This is a genomic window from Ignavibacteriota bacterium, from assembly GCA_016212665.1.
GTDB lineage: Bacteria > Bacteroidota > Ignavibacteria > UBA10030 > SZUA-254 > FW602-bin19.
On the sequence record JACREZ010000032.1, the window covers coordinates 141,383 to 160,947 of the forward strand.

At 42.4% G+C, this 19,565-nt stretch carries 9 protein-coding genes; all 9 read left to right on the top strand.

All coding sequences use genetic code 11. The features are described from left to right. Positions 1–2 precede the first annotated feature (2 nt). Positions 3–1,658: an acyl-CoA carboxylase subunit beta gene (locus HY960_11225; GenBank protein MBI5216314.1), complete on the top strand. Its 1,656-nt coding sequence runs from the start codon at positions 3–5 to the stop codon at positions 1,656–1,658. Between the two features lie 126 nt (positions 1,659–1,784). Further along, on the top strand, positions 1,785–2,498 hold the full coding sequence (locus tag HY960_11230; protein MBI5216315.1) for a hypothetical protein: 714 nt from the start codon (positions 1,785–1,787) through the stop codon (positions 2,496–2,498). 47 nt (positions 2,499–2,545) lie between these two features. Next, a complete protein-coding gene (locus HY960_11235) occupies positions 2,546–3,892 on the top strand; it encodes a sigma-54-dependent Fis family transcriptional regulator (GenBank protein ID MBI5216316.1) in 1,347 nt (448 codons plus the stop codon). Between the two features lie 161 nt (positions 3,893–4,053). Then, the gene (locus HY960_11240; protein ID MBI5216317.1) at positions 4,054–6,201 is read left to right on the top strand and encodes a S46 family peptidase; all 2,148 of its coding nucleotides are present in this window, start codon (positions 4,054–4,056) and stop codon (positions 6,199–6,201) included. 9 nt (positions 6,202–6,210) lie between these two features. Next, on the top strand, positions 6,211–7,476 hold the full coding sequence (locus HY960_11245) for a SpoIIE family protein phosphatase (GenBank protein ID MBI5216318.1): 1,266 nt from the start codon (positions 6,211–6,213) through the stop codon (positions 7,474–7,476). A gap of 194 nt (positions 7,477–7,670) precedes the next feature. Next, positions 7,671–11,039, top strand: a complete 3,369-nt coding sequence (locus HY960_11250) for a T9SS type A sorting domain-containing protein (protein MBI5216319.1) — start codon at positions 7,671–7,673, stop codon at positions 11,037–11,039. 160 nt (positions 11,040–11,199) lie between these two features. Next, positions 11,200–13,926, top strand: coding sequence for a T9SS type A sorting domain-containing protein (locus HY960_11255; protein ID MBI5216320.1), 2,727 nt, complete (start codon positions 11,200–11,202; stop codon positions 13,924–13,926). A gap of 407 nt (positions 13,927–14,333) precedes the next feature. Then, positions 14,334–15,998 carry a M1 family metallopeptidase gene (locus tag HY960_11260; protein ID MBI5216321.1) on the top strand — a complete coding sequence of 555 codons (1,665 nt, stop codon included), beginning with the start codon at positions 14,334–14,336 and terminating at the stop codon, positions 15,996–15,998. Positions 15,999–16,455: 457 nt separating this feature from the next. After that, positions 16,456–19,548 (top strand): T9SS type A sorting domain-containing protein, encoded by a 3,093-nt coding sequence (locus HY960_11265; protein ID MBI5216322.1) that lies wholly within the window; start codon positions 16,456–16,458, stop codon positions 19,546–19,548. Positions 19,549–19,565 lie beyond the last annotated feature (17 nt).

The following is a 19,565-nucleotide window of genomic DNA, read 5'->3' on the forward strand; positions in this document are numbered from 1 at the left end:
TTATGGCAGTCATTGGCAGTGAAGCAAAGCGGGACAAAAATTTTCTTTTGTTTGAAGAAAAGAATCTCGCACTTGTCAGAGAAATAGAAAACAAAGCGGCAATCGTCAAGTTGGGGGGCGGTAAGAAGGCGATTGAAAAATTGCACGGTCGCGGCAAGTTGACCGCACGAGAACGCATTGAGAAACTGATTGACCCAAACTCATCGTTCCTTGAAATCGGGTTGTTCACTGCGTACAACATGTATGAGGAATACGGAGGCGCTCCATCATCAGGAACGGTGTTCGGAATCGGAAAGATTCATGGGCGCGATATTGTCATCGTTGCGAACGATGCGACAGTGAAAGCCGGCGCGTGGTTTCCGATGACGTGCAAGAAAAATCTCCGCGCTCAGGAAATCTCTATCGAAAACCGGTTGCCGATTGTTTATCTTGTTGATTCTGCTGGTGTGTTTCTTCCGTTACAAAACGAAATCTTCCCCGACAAAGAACATTTCGGAAGAATATTCCGCAACAACGCAGTCATGTCTTCGATGGGAATTCCGCAGATTGCCGCAATCATGGGACCGTGTGTTGCAGGCGGTGCATATCTTCCCATCATGAGTGACGAAGCGTTGATTGTCAACAAAACGGGAAGTGTGTTTCTTGCCGGACCGTATCTTGTCAAAGCGGCGATCGGTGAAGATGCCGACATCGAAGAACTCGGCGGAGCGGAAATGCACTGCGAAATTTCCGGTGTCACAGATTACAAAATGGATGATGACGCTTCGTGTCTGAATCAAATACGAAATCTCATCAGCAAGTTTGGGCAAAGCGCGAAAGCGCCGTTCGACAGAATCGGAGCGAAGCCACCAAAGCATGATGCGAAAGAAATTTATGGACTGATGCCGGTTGACCGTGCGAAACCGTACGACACATATCAGATTCTTTCTCGCATTGTAGATGATAGTGAGATTGATGAGTACAAAGCCGGAATCGGTCGGACAGTGATTTGCGCATACGCACGCATTGATGGTTGGGCTGTGGGAATTGTCGCGAACAATCGCTCGCTCGTGAAGACAAAAAAAAACGAACTACAAATTGGCGGAGTGATTTACAGTGAAAGCGCGGACAAAGCTACACGCTTCATTATGAACTGCAATCAGAAAAATATTCCGCTCGTGTTTTTGCAGGATGTTACGGGTTTCATGGTCGGAACGAGAGCGGAACAAGGCGGCATCATCAAAGATGGGGCAAAGATGGTGAATGCTGTTGCAAATTCCGTTGTGCCGAAAATTACCTTTATCATGGGGAACAGTTACGGAGCGGGGAATTATGCAATGTGCGGCAAGGCGTACGACCCGCGATTTATTTTCGGATGGACAACTGCACAAATTGCAGTCATGGGGGGAAAACAAGCAAGCGAAACATTACTCAGTATCCGCGTCCAACAGATGTCTGCGCATGGGAAAGAAATTCCGAAAGAAGAACAGCAGAAGATGCTTCAGGAAATTGCAGACAAATACAATTCGGAACTTGACCCGCTCTACGCCGCCGCCCGTTTGTGGATTGACGGAATCGTTGACCCGACCGATACTCGACGCATTATTTCCCGCTCGCTTGAAATTGCTTCGTGTAATCCGAACATCCAGAAGTTTAATCCGGGTGTGATACAGACATAACATGAAGTTTAGTCATTGCGAATCCTGCTTTAGCAGGATGAAGCAATCTCCTTGTTTATTGTTCTAACAGTAGCGAGATTGCTTCGTCCTCCGATGAATCGGAGTCCTTGCAATGACCGAGTAAATATGAAGTATGCGTTTCTCATTCTTTGGTGCAGTTCGATTGCGGTTTCACAAGTATCAGCAAGCAGCGATTCACTGCAACACTATCTTCAATTCGATGAATCAGAATCGCTCAGTTTTCTTATCACGCTCTTCCCTCCGTTCCTGATTCAAAACGGAATGGAACTGAAAGAGTTTATCCGCAGTTCTGAATTCAAACAAGTACGTAACACTTACGGTGACCAAAAAGCAATTGATGCAATCTTTATCCGCTCGATGCAACTGACACATAACAATACAGGATTCTCCTTGTTACTTTCGACTCTCGCTGTGTTCGACCATCGGACGCTTGGTTTCAAAGTTCCATTGTTTAAATTATTTTTCCCGTTGAGCGATGAATCGGAAAAAGAATTCAACCAACGCGTGCAGAATCTCCCGACAAAAATATTTTCGGATAGCCCGAATACAAAACGAGGTGACAAAGACAAACTTCAGCACTTCTTCGGTTCAGCGTTTCTCACATTCGCATTTGAATCTCCCTCTGCTGCCGGAAGATTTGGAACTGCAATTGAGCAAGGAGAAGAATCGTTCGTCGTTGGTGGTGCGAACGATACGCAAGATGAACGGGCAAACGAACTTGGTCAAAAGTTTGGGGTAGCGTTAATGGAAAATCCGTTCCGCTTCCCCTCCGAGTTTTTATACTCTGAAATATCTCCCTCAGCAGACAGCACAAAATAATAACCCTAAATCCTGCAATCGTAAATCGTCAATCGTCAATAAATAATATGTTTTCCGTTTTAGTAGTAGATGATGAAAAAAGTATCCGTGATTCCATCAAGATGATTTTGGAGTACAACAAGTACTCGGTCTCGCTTGTGGAAGACGGAACAAAAGCGCTCACCGCTTTTTCTCAGGAACAATTTGATGCAGTCTTGCTTGATATAAAAATGCCGGGGAAAGACGGAATCGAAGTGTTAGAAGAAATCAAAAAGCAAAAGACAACTGTTCCCGTCATCATGATTTCCGGGCATGGTTCGTTTGAGGATGCGGTGAAGGCAACCAAACTTGGCGCGTTCGATTATCTTGCCAAGCCACTCGACCGGGAACGCCTCCTCATCACGCTTCGCAACGCGCTCGAACATCGGCGGCTTGCTGATGAAATCAGCAAGTTGCGTGAAAAAGATTTAATTATCGGGCAGAGTTCGAAAATGCGGGAAATATTTTCACTCATTCAGCGCGTTGGTCCGACTGATGCGCGGATTCTCATCACCGGAGAAAGCGGAACGGGGAAAGAACTTGTTGCACGCGCAATGCATCAGGCAAGCAAGCGTTCTTCACTGCCAATAGTTGAGGTGAATTGCGCGGCAATCCCTGCAGAATTAATTGAATCGGAATTGTTCGGTCATGAGAAAGGTTCATTCACCGGCGCTACAGCGCAGCGCATCGGAAAGTTCGAGCAGGCAGATGGCGGAACATTATTTCTTGATGAAATCGGAGACATGAGTCTTGCGGCGCAGGCAAAAGTTCTTCGCGCGTTGGAGGAGGGAAAAATAGAACGCGTTGGTGGAAACAAACTTATTTCTGTCAACGTCAGAGTCATTGCGGCAACGAATAAAAATCTTCCTGAAGAAATTAAAAAAGAAAAGTTCCGCGAAGATTTGTATCATCGTTTGAATGTCATCCCCGTTCAGATTCCTCCTCTTCGTGAGCGACGAGAAGATATTCCACTTCTTGTTAAAGCCTTCGTGACAGAAACATGCGCACGCTATGGCTTTCAGGAGAAAACTGTTTCAGAGCGAGCGATGCAATCATTGACGATGTTGGATTGGAGCGGCAACGTGCGTGAGTTACGAAACAGCATCGAACGACTCGTCATCATGTCGTCAGGAAATGTTATAGAATCTGCCGACTTACAAATGCTCGGAGTGGCGCACAAAAACGGCGTTGATGATTTAATTGTTTCAAGTCAAACATTTCAGGAATTCAAAGACAAAGCAGAAGCGGCATACATTAAATATCAACTTGAAAAACACAATTGGGTTGTCTCCAAAACGGCAGAAGCGTTAGACATGGAACGAAGTCACCTTTACACAAAAATCAAAAAATATGGATTGGAAGCGAAGGGAGAATAATTTTCTATTTCAAAAACATTGCAGCCGTAATCTGTAAATTGCAGTAATATTCCCTTGCACGATTGAAACCTTTTTTGCATTTTCTTTCCCGTCGTCCGGTTGAGAATGGCAACATCATCCCCATACCATCGGACATTACATTTATTAACACCTAACTATTCATGATGAACAAACGAATCTTCTTTTTCTTTCTTCTCCTTTTTTCAATCACTCCCTCCTTCTCCAAAGACGAGGGAATGTGGATGCCAAATCAATTAGCAAAATTGCCTTGGAGTGAAATGAAGCAACGCGGGCTTGAACTTTCACTCGAACAAATTTACAGCGAAACCACCCCCAGCATGAAAGACGGCATCGTGTTGTTGAATGACGGCACCGGCTCATTCGTCTCATCGAACGGATTGATTCTGACAAACTATCACGTTACACTTGCCGCGCTTCAATCGGTGAGCAATGCAAAACAGGACTTCATCAAGAATGGTTACACAGCGCGCAAAATGGAAGAAGAAATTCCCGTCCCTTCCTACACTGCGAAAATTCTTCTCAGCATGAAAGAAGTAACCGAGCAAGTTCTTTCTGTTGTGAATGAAACGATGACGTACGAGCAACGGGCTAACGCCATCAAATCAAAGTCGGCGGAGATTGAAGAGTCAGCAAAAGGAACGAGCGACTATGAATGTCATGTCGTCTCCACATTCTTCGGGTTGAAATATTATCTTTATACATACGAAGTACTTCGGGATATTCGCGTAGTAGTTTCTCCTCCATCTTCCATCGGTGCATTTGGTGGTGAAGAAGACAATTGGATGTGGCCCCGACACACCGGCGATTTTGCTTTCATGCGAGCATACGTTTCACCGGACGGCAAAGCATCACAATACGCAATTACAAATGTCCCTTACAAACCGAAAACGTTTTTCCCGATTTCAACACAAGGCTATCAGGAGGGGACGTTTGCGATGGTGATGGGTTTTCCATCCTTGACTCTTCGTCAAATGGCATCCCCCGGAATTCAGGCGGCGAAAGATATTAACCTTCCCTACCTACTTGAACTGACGAATGAACAACTTGACATCCTTCATCGAGCCGCAGAAGAAAATCCTATTAATGCGATTAGTTATGCAGTGAAAATCCAAACGTTAGAAAATACTTCAAAATATATTGAAGGAACTCTGAAAGCAGTGAAGAAAGCGGACGTGGTGAAATACCGTCAAAACGAGGAATTGGAGTTATGGGATTATATCTTTGCTGATTCAATATTGTCGGAGAAATACGGAACGGTCATGATTGACCTCGATACGGCTTATACACTCTATCGCTCGTTCAGCAAAAAGCAAATCGCAGTGACGCAATTTATCGGTATCATTCAGGCATTGAGAGTTGCCTCTGTCTTTAAGGACTACGCAAATTCGTTCGGTGAAAAAGAGCAACCGAATCCGACCTATAAAAATAATCTGACAAACTTTTTCAAATCAACCTTTAAAAACACCGACCTTGAAGTTGATAAAAAACTTTTTAAAATATTGTTGAAAGCCGCCGCTGAACTTCCCGACGACCAGCAGATTGAAGCAATAAAGAAAATATACGGTGAAAAGAAATTTAAGGAACGAGATTCTCTGATTGATAAATATGTTGATAATCTTTACAAGAACTCGCAGGTTGCGAATGCTGAGAAGTGCGAAAAGTTTATCGAACAGACTTCGAAGAAAATATTGGCTGACAATTTTGTAAAGTTTGCCATCGCGCTTGATAAAGAAACGAAAGCCGTTCAGGAAGAACTCAATACATTAGATGCAAGAATTTCTACACTCTTACGATTGTATGTTGAAGTGAAATTGAAGTGGAAGGGAACCGAACAGTACCCTGATGCGAACAGAACTCTGAGATTTAGTTATGGGGGAGTGAAGTTATACACGCCTCGTAATTCTGTTTTGTACAACTATTATACAACGTTTGGCGGAATGATGGAAAAGGAAGATGTTGAAAACGATATCTTCAGTGTTCCGCCTCATCTTCATTCACTCTGGGTGAATAAAAATCTGTCGTACACCGAACCGGCGACGAACGATGTTCCGCTCGCGTTCATCACGAACACCGACATCAGCGGAGGGAATTCCGGCAGTCCGATGCTGAACGGAAAAGGGGAACTCATCGGTGTTGCGTTTGATGGAAACTGGGAAGGGATGGCAGGCGATTACTTGTATCAGGAGCAATATAACCGCACCATCAGTGTTGATGCAAGATTTATTCTTTTTTATTTGGATAAATATACCGGCGCACAAAATATTCTGAACGAACTTACAATCAAATAATCTAACCGTATGTCAGAAGCAACCTCAAAGCAAACCGAAATTATCAAACGACTAAACGCACTCGTCGAGGCGAGTAATCTTCTCAACTCATCGTTGAATTTGAAAAAAGTCCTTACCATTCTTCTTGATCTTGCGACAAAAAATCTTCATGCAGAACGTGGCACAATTTACCTCATTGACAAAGAACGGAATGAAATCTGGTCTCAGGTTGCAAAGGGAAATGAACTGAAGGAGTTTCGTCTCCCCATCGGACAGGGAATTGCAGGAAGCGTTGCAAAAACCGGGAAGACGGTGAACCTGAAAGATGCATATCAGGATAAACGTTTCGATAAAGAATTCGATAAACGCTCCGGCTTCAAAACAAAGACAATGCTTTGCACACCGATGAAAGATAAAAAAGGAACCATCGTCGGTGTGTTTCAAATCTTAAATAAAAACAGAGGATACTTCACGCCGGATGACCAGAGTTTTCTTTCCTCATTATCAATTCCTGCAACATTAGCAATTGAGAATGCGCGATTACATGAGGCAGAGATTCAAATTCAACGGATGGAACGTGAATTAGAAGTAGCGGCGCAAATTCAACAACAAATTCTTCCCAAGTCATTACCAAAGATTGAAGGATTGCAACTCGGTTCGTTATCAATTCCTTGCCACGCAGTCGGAGGCGATTTCTTCGACGTGATGAAACTTGACGACCATAGAATTGCGCTTGTGATTGCAGATGTTTCCGGCAAAGGAATACCGGCGGCGCTCCTCGTCTCAACGTTACATGCCTCGTTGCATGCGTATCGTGAACTTAACTTTTCTTCCGTTGATTTGACAACGAAACTCAATCAATTCATTTATGAAAATTCTACGGCAGAAAAATTCATTACATTTGCCATCTGCATTTTTGATTCAAGGACTTCAACCATCCATTCAGTCAATGCGGGACATTGCTTCCCGCTCATCATTCGCGCTGATGGTTCGATGATTGAGTTGAAGAAAAATGGCTTTGGACTTGGCATGTTGCCCGGTTCAAAGTATGAAGAAGAAACCGTGAAACTTGGCGCGGGCGATATGATTGTTCTGTACACCGATGGAATTTCAGAAAGCATGAATGATAAGCGGGAACTGTACGGAAATCTCCGGCTTAGTAAAACGCTGAATCGCTATCGTGGTTTTATGGTTGAAGAAATTCTTGATGAAATTGTCAAGGATACAAAGAAATTTTCGGGCAATTCCGCTCAGGATGATGATTTAACGCTTGTCCTGCTCAAAGTAGGGAGTTAATCCGACCTCCTTCTTTTTGTTCAATTTTCGGGCAATGAAAATAATTGTCGGAAAATCGAATTTCTTCCTTGCCATTCCTCTGGGGAATTTGTAACTTCTATGTGTCCACCACCATCAACACCTATCATCGTTGATGGCAATCCGCACGCAAAGTTTCTTTCACATATTTTTTCAACAATTTAGGGAACACCGCTATGAAACATTTTTGTACGTTTTCATTTTTCCCGCGCAGAACAAGCACCTTTTCTTCTCTGTTGCTTTTTGTTGTGATGCTTTCATTTCTTTGTTTAACACTCTCTTCAGCATCTCAAGCAGGAAAACTTACATCTGACAAATCGAAGGAACGAATCCTTCGAGCACTCTCTGCCAACGAGCAGTTGAACGATTACAATCTCCGGATTCAGCAATCAACGAAACTGAATAAAATCGGAGCGAATACATTTGCATTAAAACCGGAAGTGCAAATCAAACTGAACGAGTCAATGCAAACCACTTCCACCGTTTTCTTCTACGACAACATGGAGAACGGAACCAATGGTTGGACGACACAAATTTTGTTCGAAGCGTTTGATGATATCTGGCATCAGACTACTTCGAATGCAAGCTCAGCGACGCACAGTTGGTGGGCTGGTGTAGAAGGACAAGGAAACTATAACACGGGCAACCGTATTAATGTCGGACTTGTCTCTCCTTCCATTGACCTCTCTTTTGCTGTTGCTCCAATCTCTCTCCTTTTTGCAGAATCGTTTGCGACCGAACAAGGTTGGGATTTCTGCATGGTTGAGATTTCCATTGATGACGGCTCATCATGGTTGCCGCTTCGTGGAATCTATGGTCACGCGCCGAACGGGAACAGCAACGGTTGGAACATTTCCAATATCAGTTTGGATGCATTCGCCGGTGCGTTTGTAAAACTTCGTTTCCATTTCGACACCGGAGACCAATTGTTCAATGGGTTCCCCGGTTGGTTTGTGGACGATGTGATTATCTATGACCAGGCTGGAACAATCAGCGGCAAGAAATTTTTTGATTTCAACAGCAACGGGCAAAAAGATACCGATGAACGTGGGCTACGTGATTGGCTCATCACCGCTTCTGGTCCCGTTACCTTAACAACCAGAACAAACACGTGGGGCAATTATGATTTGTTACTCCCGCTCGGTTCTTATACGGTTTCAGAGGTTCAACAAGCAGGATGGACACAAACAATGCCTGCCGGAAATTATTCTGTTGAACTAACAACCGCCGACACAACCGTCACTGGTCTGAATTTCGGAAATGATAAAAACGGCATCTTCATTACCGGAATGAAGTTCGATGACATCAATAAAAACGGAGTAAAGGATGAAGGCGATACCGCTCTCGCAAACTGGAGAATTAATCTCTACAACTCAAATGGAACACGAATTGATTTTGACAGAACTGATTCGCTCGGCATGTATACGTTGTTTGTGTTTGAACCCGGACAATACATCGTTGAAGAGACCGAGAAATACGGTTGGGTTGCATCGCTTCCTGATTCAGGTCGTTACAGAATTACCGTTCCGAATCTGAACTCGAATTTCACCAATCTCAATTTCGGAAATTATTACAACAACGAATCGAACGCTATTGTCGGACAGAAATTCCACGACGTAAACATGAACGGAATGAAAGATGAACACGAGCCGGGACTTGCCGGTTGGACGATTCATCTTACCGCGCAAGGAGTTGGAAACAAATATCGAGTAACCGATGACAGCGGATATTATTCATTCCTGAGTCTGCCAAAAATCAGAACGTATCGTGTTCGCGAAATTCATCAGGCGGGATGGTGTCAATTCGTTCCCGATTCTGTGTATGAATTGCAAGCAGGTGCGGGCGAGTTCTATGACAGCGTTGATTTCGGAAATTACGAAGTGACAACCGGTTCCATCAGCGGAATGAAATTCTTTGATAGAAACGGAAACGCACAGAAGGATTCCGGCGAAGTTGGTTTATCAGGATTCTCACTTAATCTTACAGGAATTGCTAACGACGCAACAGTGAATATGACTACCACAACCGATGGAGATGGTAATTATTCATTCACAGGGTTATGGTCAGGAACATACACTGTTAGTGAAGTCAACCGACAAGGTTGGGTGCAAACGTATCCGACAAACTTCGGTTCCTACTTCGTCACGCTTGATTGTGAAGAAAATGTAACCGGCTACGATTTCGGCAATCTTGATAGTTTGTATCTTGGTTCATATCGTTCATTCAAAGCAGAAAGTTTGGCGCTGTCGCACGACCTCAAAGGAAAACATTTGCCTGTTGAAGCAAAGCCAACGCATGATGATTTTTGCGCCACCTTCCTGAACACGGAAACTGATACAGTTACAAAACTTTCAATATTCTGGAAAACAGAAATTGTTTTGGCAACAATTGTTTCTTCAAAAACCGCGACAAATGATTACATCAACGGAAAACCTAATTCTCTCATTTTAACATTTACTGAACCACTTCAAACGGGCGACAGTGTAACTGTGTGCGGTAAAACCAGGAAGCCAAAACTTCAGGGGATGAACAAATGGTGGTGGCACTTCTCGAATGGAAAGTTAAGCACGAAAAAGAAAGTCGCGCCAATCACCAACACGTTACGCTTGCCTATGCCAAACGCTATGAATGCTATTCAGGTTGTTGGTAAGGGATTACGAGTTGGATTAGGCGGCGCACATTCGGTTGTACATTCTACGTTTAAGGATGTCATTAAATCGTTAATTGAAATCCGGGCGAAGACTGAACGACAGCACATCGGCGCACCAAGTTGCCTCAACAGATTTACTAACGGTCGTTTGATGAAGAAAGAGAAAAAATATCTTACTCCGACTGAAGGACAAAACAGATTGTTTGCAAAAGCCGTAGCGTTGAAGGTGAACATCCTCTCAAGTCAGGCAGGCGTAACACCATCCGGATTTGGCAGTTTGATGTATGATGACGGAACAGGTGCGGCAAATCCGTTCAACAATCTCACGCTCTATCAAATCGCCGCGAAGATTGATAGTTTCATGACGCAAGATACGTGCGACATGCTTCCCTCTCTTGGCGCACTGACAGCCGGAGATTTGGACGACATGCTTGGATTGATTAACGCCTCATTCTCCGGACCGATTGATACACTCCGGTTCGGCGGCGGCGTCCGGTTCGCTCCAGTCCGTTCGTTAACTGATGTTCCGTATCTGCGCTACGATACATCAACAACAGCGCGGCAAGAATGGATTGAGATGTCATCGTATGAAGAAGTGCCGGAAGAGTTCACAGTGTATCAGAACTATCCGAATCCATTTAACCCGACGACAAATTTCGAATTCCGGATTGCTGATTTCGGATTAGTGACATTACAAATTTACAATTTGTTAGGACAGCAAGTCTCAACTGTGTTAGAAAGAGAAGCATTAGAAGCAGGTGACTATGAATATGAATTCAATGCAACAAATCTCCCGAGCGGGATTTACTTCTATCGCATCAATGTTGAAAGTGTTGATGATGACGGTGTTGTTCAGACATATTCTAATGTGAAGCGGATGGTGTTGTTGAAATAATTTAATCTCATAATGAACAATTTAAGGCGCATTCACTTGGATGCGCCTTTTTTTTATTAAAATAACACATCACTTTTGATTTTGTTTTCCTTATTAAGTTTCGTATGATAGACAAAATTAAGCAATAAATATCTATTAATTGTTGGTGGAACGGAGTAGGATGAAATTAAGATTTCAAGCATTTTATTCAAGGCAATGTTTATCTACTATTATTGTGTTCTTCTTTAATTATTCTGTGGTCATGGGACAATGCTTCACATATGTTGAAGCGCCAAACAGTGAACGATTGTTTAGTGTTTCTTTTGCTGATTCACTACATGGGATAATAGTTGGAGGTGCTGGTTTAACGACAATACTCTACACAAAGAACGGAGGTTTATCATGGAACAAAGGAAGTTTCCGTGATATAAATAACCATGCTTTCTTTGCTGTCAAAATGCTTGATACAAACACCGCAATTGCGACAGGACATAGTGGTATTATTGCAAAGACCACGGATGGAGGTATTACATGGACAAAAAAACAAGATATAATATACATCAACTATGGATTTAATAGTCTTTCTTTCGTTGATTCACAGAACGGAATTACTGCCGGTGCTGGAACTTTTATAAAAACAACTGATGCAGGCGAACACTGGGAACAAGTATCCTCGGTACCCAAAAATATCTTTGATGTAGTTTGTCTTGATTCTTCCACTGTTGTTGCCGCAAGTGATCAAGGAATTATTTTATCAACAGACAAAGGCAGTTCTTGGCAGGATATACCCTCATCAGGCGGATATATAACAAGCCTATCATTCATTGACCGTTATAATGGGTGGGCAGGAGGACCAGGTGTTATCTTAAAAACAACCGATGGGGGCATAACTTGGAATTGGATTTCTTCGTTCAATCAGTCATACATTATTAGTATTTCTTTCTTTGATCAGTTCCATGGTATTGCTACAGATTATTTTTCATCAATACAAATCACATCTAATGGTGGAATTTCTTGGACAGATTTTGAACTTCAGCAATTTCATCTTTATGACGTATGTTATATCACTAGTGAAAAGGTTTTGGGTGTTGGTGTCCTTAGCTCGAACGGTTTTGCTGGAGGTATAATTAGTGTTGATCCTTTCAATATCTGTTTAAAAAGTACTATCGTTCCTTTTTATCCACCAGAAAACGCGCAATCAATTACTCTCCTTCAAGACCCAATTATTCCATATTCTGTACAGTTCGATTGGAAATACTCTCGTCATCCGAACGTTCATAGTATTGGTTCAAGATTTCAGATATCAATAGATTCAACTTTTCTCTACTCGACAATATTGGACACAAGCATAGACTTTAATGGAAGCCCTTACAATAAATCATTAGCTGTCTCAAAACTTGACAAACGTTCGTCATATTTTTGGCGCATGTCATTCATCTCTGATGATGACTCTGTGTTGGAATGGTTCGGACCTTGGAAATTTTCAACAGCAGGGGGGGATATTAAAGGAAGAGTTTATAAAGACTTAAACAAAAACAGTAGTTACAACTCAGGAGAACCTGGGGTATTTAAACGACTTATCAAACTTAATGGAAAAACACAAGGTACAATTTATACTGACTCACTTGGAGTATTTTCTTTTATTGGCTTAGATTCTGGTATCTACAAGATTATCTATAAACCAACTTCCCCTTGGAAAAGTACCGCGCCGTCCGATACCTATTCTGTATTTCTCCCCTTGAACGATTCTATAATTGACATTAACTTTGGGCAATACATGTCAATATGGAACAAAGCATCGGGGATTGTTTACCACGACGCAAACGAGAATGGCAACCAGGATTCCGCAGAACCTGGTTTGAATAATTGGACTGTGCGATTGAAAAGAAATTCTTCAGAATCTTTTGTTACTACTGATACCTTAGGAACTTACCTGTTCGATTATCTTGAAATAGAGAGTTGTAGTTTGTTTCTTATTCCTCAATCGCGCTGGGAGAAAATTACGCCTCGCTTAGTTGATGCCTATACCATTCAATTCAACAGTTTTGACCGACACATCTCAACGTTACATTTCGGTGTTCATCCGATTCCTCAACGCGTAAAATTGGCGTTTACGTTTCACGATACCAGTTACAACCGTATTCAAACAATTCAGTTTGGTGTTCGACCGAATGCAACATTCGGGCTATGGAATGCAGACATCAACGCGACACGAGCAGATTTTTCCGAGGGAGAAGATGAAATACCACCTCCTATTCCCGATGCATTTGATGTTCGCTTCGTGAGTCCACGCGGCACGCGCTTACAATTCGGTAACGGTTCATGGGTTGATATGCGTCCCTACTTTTCTTCTGCACAACAGGATACATACAAAATAATTTTTCAAACCGGCTATTTAACAGGCGGAAGTTATCCTGTGACTTTTCGGTGGGATAAGAATCAAATTGATTCCGCCTATTCCGGTCAGGTATTTTTCCGGGACATGTACAATGTCGATTACGATTTGAAATCACTCGATAGTCTCGTTATCTCCGACAATACAATTCAACATCTCATGCTCTTTGCATCATCGCCAATCTTACCGCCACTCTCAGTCTGGAGCGATGACGAGATACATCCTGCTGCGTTTCAACTCGAACAGAATTATCCGAACCCGTTCAACCCGACGACAAATTTCGAATTTCGGATTGCCGGTTTCGGATTGGTGACATTAAAAATTTTCAACTTGTTAGGACAGCAAGTCTCAACTGTGTTAGACAGAGAAGCATTAGAAGCAGGCGATTATGAATATGAATTCAACGCAACCAATCTCCCGAGCGGGATTTATCTCTATCAACTCGCAGTCGAACCGAAAGATAAATCAGTTCCTCTCTTCATTCAGACGAAGAAAATGGTATATCTTAGATAATTTTTTTTCACACGATATTTCAACCAAAGATTAATACACTCTTTCTGCGCTAATTCAGCATAGAATTTAATTTTTACATCCTGCCATGATTGTTTTTCTGTTGTATTTTAAGTAATTTATTACCGCTTTTTATTAACAGGCACTGTGCTCATTTCTGTTTGACAGGCGTGAAGTCAAGTTCAAAGCAAGTATTTTTTTATCGTTATTAAAGGTACATAGGGATTTATCGTGAACAGCATCGTACAACTGTTTCCGGGAACATGGTCTTCCCTTTTTCGGGGGAACATTGTTCCTTCAGAACTGTATTGCAGGGAGAAACTTCATGGAGGTTTCGGGGTATTGTTTTCTTATCAACAACACAACTTACTCATTCCTGATACATCAAAGAAAGGATTTGTCAGTATCTCATGTTGAGAGGCGCGTTCAGATACTTCTCTATAATCGCGGGAGCGTTTATCCTGTCGTTCACCTGTTTGCATGCAAAAAGGAATGACCCCCGTATCTTTGGATACGATGTTCAGTTCTATGAACTCACTATCGGGTTTAATGTTCAGGCAAAATCATTCGGAGGCAATGTTATGATGAGTGCAGAAGCATTGAGCAAACTCGATACGATTGTGCTTTCCGCATCAAACAAAACATTAACTATTGATTCAATTTTTTTCAATGGCAGGAGAATTCATTTCCTCCACGAGAACGACCACCTGTATGTCGTTCCAACGACGAAGCCGACGGCAAGTCATTCGTTCGAGTTGTATATTTTTTATAATGGCGTTTCCGATTTTCATGGTGAGTATGAAGGTGGCGGCGTATTCTTCAATACAGACCGCGGCGTAGAACGAATTGCAACAAGCAGTCAGCCGCATTTTGCACGAACGTGGTGGCCCTGCAAAGATGTTCCGGATGATAAAGCAACGATGAACATCAACATTACCGTACCAAATACTCTCACAGCAGTATCGAACGGGATTTTGAAAAACATTGAGTTAGGAGAAAAGACAAATACGTTTCAATGGGAAACAGAGTACCCTATCTCCACGTATCTTGTTTCCGTCGCGGCATCAATTTATCGTCAATACTCGGAAACGTATACCGGACTGAACGGACAAAAGATGAAAATCAGTTATTACGTTTACCCCGAACACTATTTCCGTGCGCAAAAAGATTTTGAGAACACACTGGAGATTGTCAAGTTCTTTGCAACGACATTCTGCGAGTATCCTTTTATCAATGAAAAGTTGGGCTTTGTCGAAGTTCCCGGTCAGATTACAATGGAACATCAAACAATAGTCAGTATGTCCGACAATATCATCACTGGCGACCAGCAATATGAATTAACGCTCGTCCATGAAATTTCACATCATTGGTGGGGAAACTTATTGACGCCCGAAAACTGGCAACATACATGGTTAAACGAAGGATTTGCAACGTATGCAGAAGGCTTGTGGTTGGAACATTCAAAAGGAAAGTTAGCCTACAATAAATTTATTTATGATTTGATGAGTGTGAACCAAGGTCAATTTGCGGGCTCCGTTATCGGTGCGAGCGATACGGCATTTCTGGATTCCTTCTCTCCTCGAGTGTACAGAAAAGGCGCACTCGTCCTACACATGTTACGCGGCGTTGTCGGCGATTCTAACTTCTTTACCATCATGCGAAACTATCTTAACTTACAGAAGTTCCATTACGGAAACGTCAACACAGGAGATTTCATCACCGAGTGTGAACAAGTCTATGGTAAAAGTTTGAAATGGTTTTTCGATGAGTGGGTGTATGCGCACACAGAAACTATTGACCGTCCTGAATATGAACTCTCGTGGACAGATTCACTTGACTTTCCGAATTACGCGGTAAATGTTTTACTGAAGCAAACAACAGCCCGTACTCAATTATACCAGATGCCAATGACGATTAGCATCTCGACAAACAATAACATATACAATTTCAAAGTGGAAAATTCACTTCCGACGGAAATGTTCACGTTTACTGTTCCGGAAAAACCCCGCTGGGTCGAAATTGATAGAGATAATTGGATTTTCAAGCAGGTAAAACTTGTCGAGAAAAAATATTAGAGGCGTCTTACCGAATTGTGGTTGTTCAAAAAGTCGTAGGCGCGACCTTTATTAGGGCATCCCTTTCGGACAAGGTTGCGTTTTTTTAAATAAATAACGCAGACATAAAGTCTGCGCCTACATGCCTAACGGACTTTTTGGACAACCATACAACAATGGTTTTAATAAACGAAATATTCCATACCTGAGACATTCTGCCAATGTTCTGAGATACGTCCCTCCCGTTCACAAGAACTTTCGATTCTCAAAAGACGGTACTCTGTATTTCGACACCTTCCCCCTCTCCTCATAGACTCACGACTTCATCTTTCACTGTCTGCAGTTGAATTTTATGTGGAGGAAAAAAAATCTTTTCAAATACTCCTCTTTTCTGTTGATAATCTCATAGAAATGTATTATCATTGCTTAGTTTTTAATCCCTAATCCACCAACATTATTCATTAATTATGGAGTCGGTATGAAAAGTCGGCTACTATTTTTACTCATTATTCTTTTCTTGTTCCTCTCACAATCAGGTTTCTCTCAGAAGCGAGTACTTGTTACTCCTTACGGAGATGTTATTCCTCTTCAAAAAGGAGAAAGCGCGGCATTCGCGGCGCAGAAAGCACAGGTTGATTACGAAAATTTTGCCTGTTCCAACCAAGGTACGTTTGGTTTCAATCCTGCTCAATATCCTGTTATAAGCGGACACATCGGTTTCCACAAAGATGTTATCGGCGCATGGTTCACCGTTCCGGCAAGCGGAACGATAGATACGGTGTTCTGGTATTCCTCAAATATTGTGTGTTCACCGGATTCTACTCTCTATCTTCGAATCCATGAATCAAATGTGTATGAAGGTCATGGACCGGGATATGATGGTTACCCTGCACCAGGTCCCAGTACGTGTTGGGGTTACTTCAATGCTATTAATTCGGATTTAGATAACGGTGTTGCAGCATTTCCGGAGGATGCTGACCAACCTGCAACATGGATTTCTACAGTAAATTCTCCGAATCCTTCATACGCTCCTTTTGGGAGCGAAATATGGGGGTTAGGAGGCTTTCCTGTTAAAACTCGCGCGAGCCAGGTAAATTTTGCTTCACTGAATGATTTGCCAATTACTGTTCAAAAAAATATCGGGGACCATATACTGATTACATTTCGAATAAATGGCGACCATTCAAATGACCCTATATGCAATGGTACAAATGGACAGAATACAGGATTTGCTACAAATGACGGTGGGCTTGCAGATGGAATCCCGGACACTCTAACACATAACTGGAAATTTTATGAGCATGTTGTTACCTTTCAAGAAGGGTTCGCATGTAAAGGCTGGGTTGCGCGAGGCGATTTCCATAATCTCATCTGGTACACAATGTCTGTAACGACAAATCTCCCACCAAAAATTCTTGGTGCAACACCGCTAAAGAATACAATTTCTACATCACCGAGAGAGTTCTCCGTAGAGATTGAAGACTGCGACCCGGAATATCCTGATAGCGCAGAAATTGCTATCGCTCAACTTGAATATTCAGTGGATGGAGTTCCTCAACCGCCGATTGAGTTGTCAGGGTTAGGCGGAACAACATTCATCGGTCAGATACCGGGATACCCTGCCGGCTCTACAATTGAATACAATTTCCGCTCAGTTGATATTCGAGGAATGGAAACCTTTACGTCTTCTTCGAGTTATCGCATCATTGACCCATCAACGAATCTTGCCGTACTTCAGTCTGTCAACGATTGCTCCATCATCAACCGTGATGAAAATTTCCTTCCCATTGATACTTCTGCATTCTTTTTAAAACCGGATACTGCCGCAACTGCAAATCCGCGTGATGATGGAACAGCAGGACCGTTCGACTTGGGTTGGGATTTCACATTCGGAGGATCGAATGTTCGCTATGCCTGGGTCGGAGTTAACGGTGCAATGGCTTTATCCGAAACTGCTACCGAAACATTAGATGTGAACGCAAATCGTTTCTACACAGCAAACTGGACGTTCCCGCAACCGAATTATGAAAACCGTTCTGACACATTACAGAATGATGCCTGGATGCCAAAGAATTTCATCGCGCCATTCTGGAACGATATGATTATCGGAGATTCAACAGCACAATATGGAAATATTTATTACCGAAACGATTCTTGTACGTTCATTGTTGAATGGGACTCATTAGGAATGTTTACAACCGATGGTGTATTTCCAGATGAAATGACAATCCGTGTTGTGATTAACAAATGTCAAAACACAATAGAGTTCCAATATCTCAATGCAGGATTAAACGGTTTGGATACCACCGCTTTGGTAGGAATGCAAGCAGATTCAGCAAACGGACTATGGTTGTTTGCAAATAAAAATGGCGCTCCCACGGAATTCACCCCATCGAACGGACTGTGTCTGAGATACTATCTCAACGGAGTCACCGTAAAAGATAAATGGAATATGATTTCAGTGCCGGTTCTTCCTTCGAACTTATCTACAGCTACTCTCTTCCCTACGGCAGCATCAGATGCTTTCCGATATGAAGCCGGGTATATCCCTTCACCAACATTAGAACTTGGAAAAGGGTATTGGATGAAATTTAATGAAGGACAATCAATAGGCATTTCAGGTTCAACAATTTCTGAATTATCAATATTATTAGCACAAGATTGGAATATGATTGGTTCAATTTCCCAGAGCATTCCTGTCGGAAGCATTGTTGACACTGCAAACATTATCACTTCAAATTTATACTCCTATGATAATGGTTATACAATTGCAACCTCGATTGAACCGGGAAAAGCATATTGGTTGAAAACAAGTTCAGCAGATTACATCAAACTGCAATCAGGGGCATTTGAGAAAAAAGAGACTCATGGTTCCCCGCATCTTGCTATGAACAAACTATTCATTACCGATGCACAGGGGAACAATCAAACACTCTACCTTGGAAATGAAAAGCAGTTGAATGTTGCTCGTTCAAAGTTTGAATTGCCTCCGCTTCCTCCCGCCGGCTTGTTTGATGTTCGATTCGGTTCACAAAATTTTGTTGAGACGTATCCTGAGCAGGTTAGTACAGACCAACATCTTGAGTATCCAATAACGATTCAAACGGATGCATATCCGATTACCGTTCGTTGGAACACAACATCACAGGAAAATGTCACGCTCATATTAACTGATGCTCAGCAAGGAAAAATCATCGGTGAAAATATTTTAGCCGGTTCCGGGAAATTGCAAATCAAGAATCCCGGAATCAATAAATTGATTGTCAAAGTTACGAATGGCTCGACGCAACCGCGTGAATTTGCACTCAGCCAGAACTATCCTAATCCGTTCAATCCATCAACGCGATTCACAGTCGAAGTACCGAAGATTGCTGATGTTGAAGTTGCGGTGTTTGATGTGCTTGGAAGAAAAGTCGCCACACTCATGAACGGCTCAAAACCGGCAGGATACTACACAGTAGATTGGAACGGACTTGATAATCAAGGATTCTCGATGCCAACCGGAACATATATTGTCAGAATGAAGTCGGAAGAATTTTCTGCAACACGGAAAATTCTTTTGATGAAATAACTCTGATGGAGTAATAA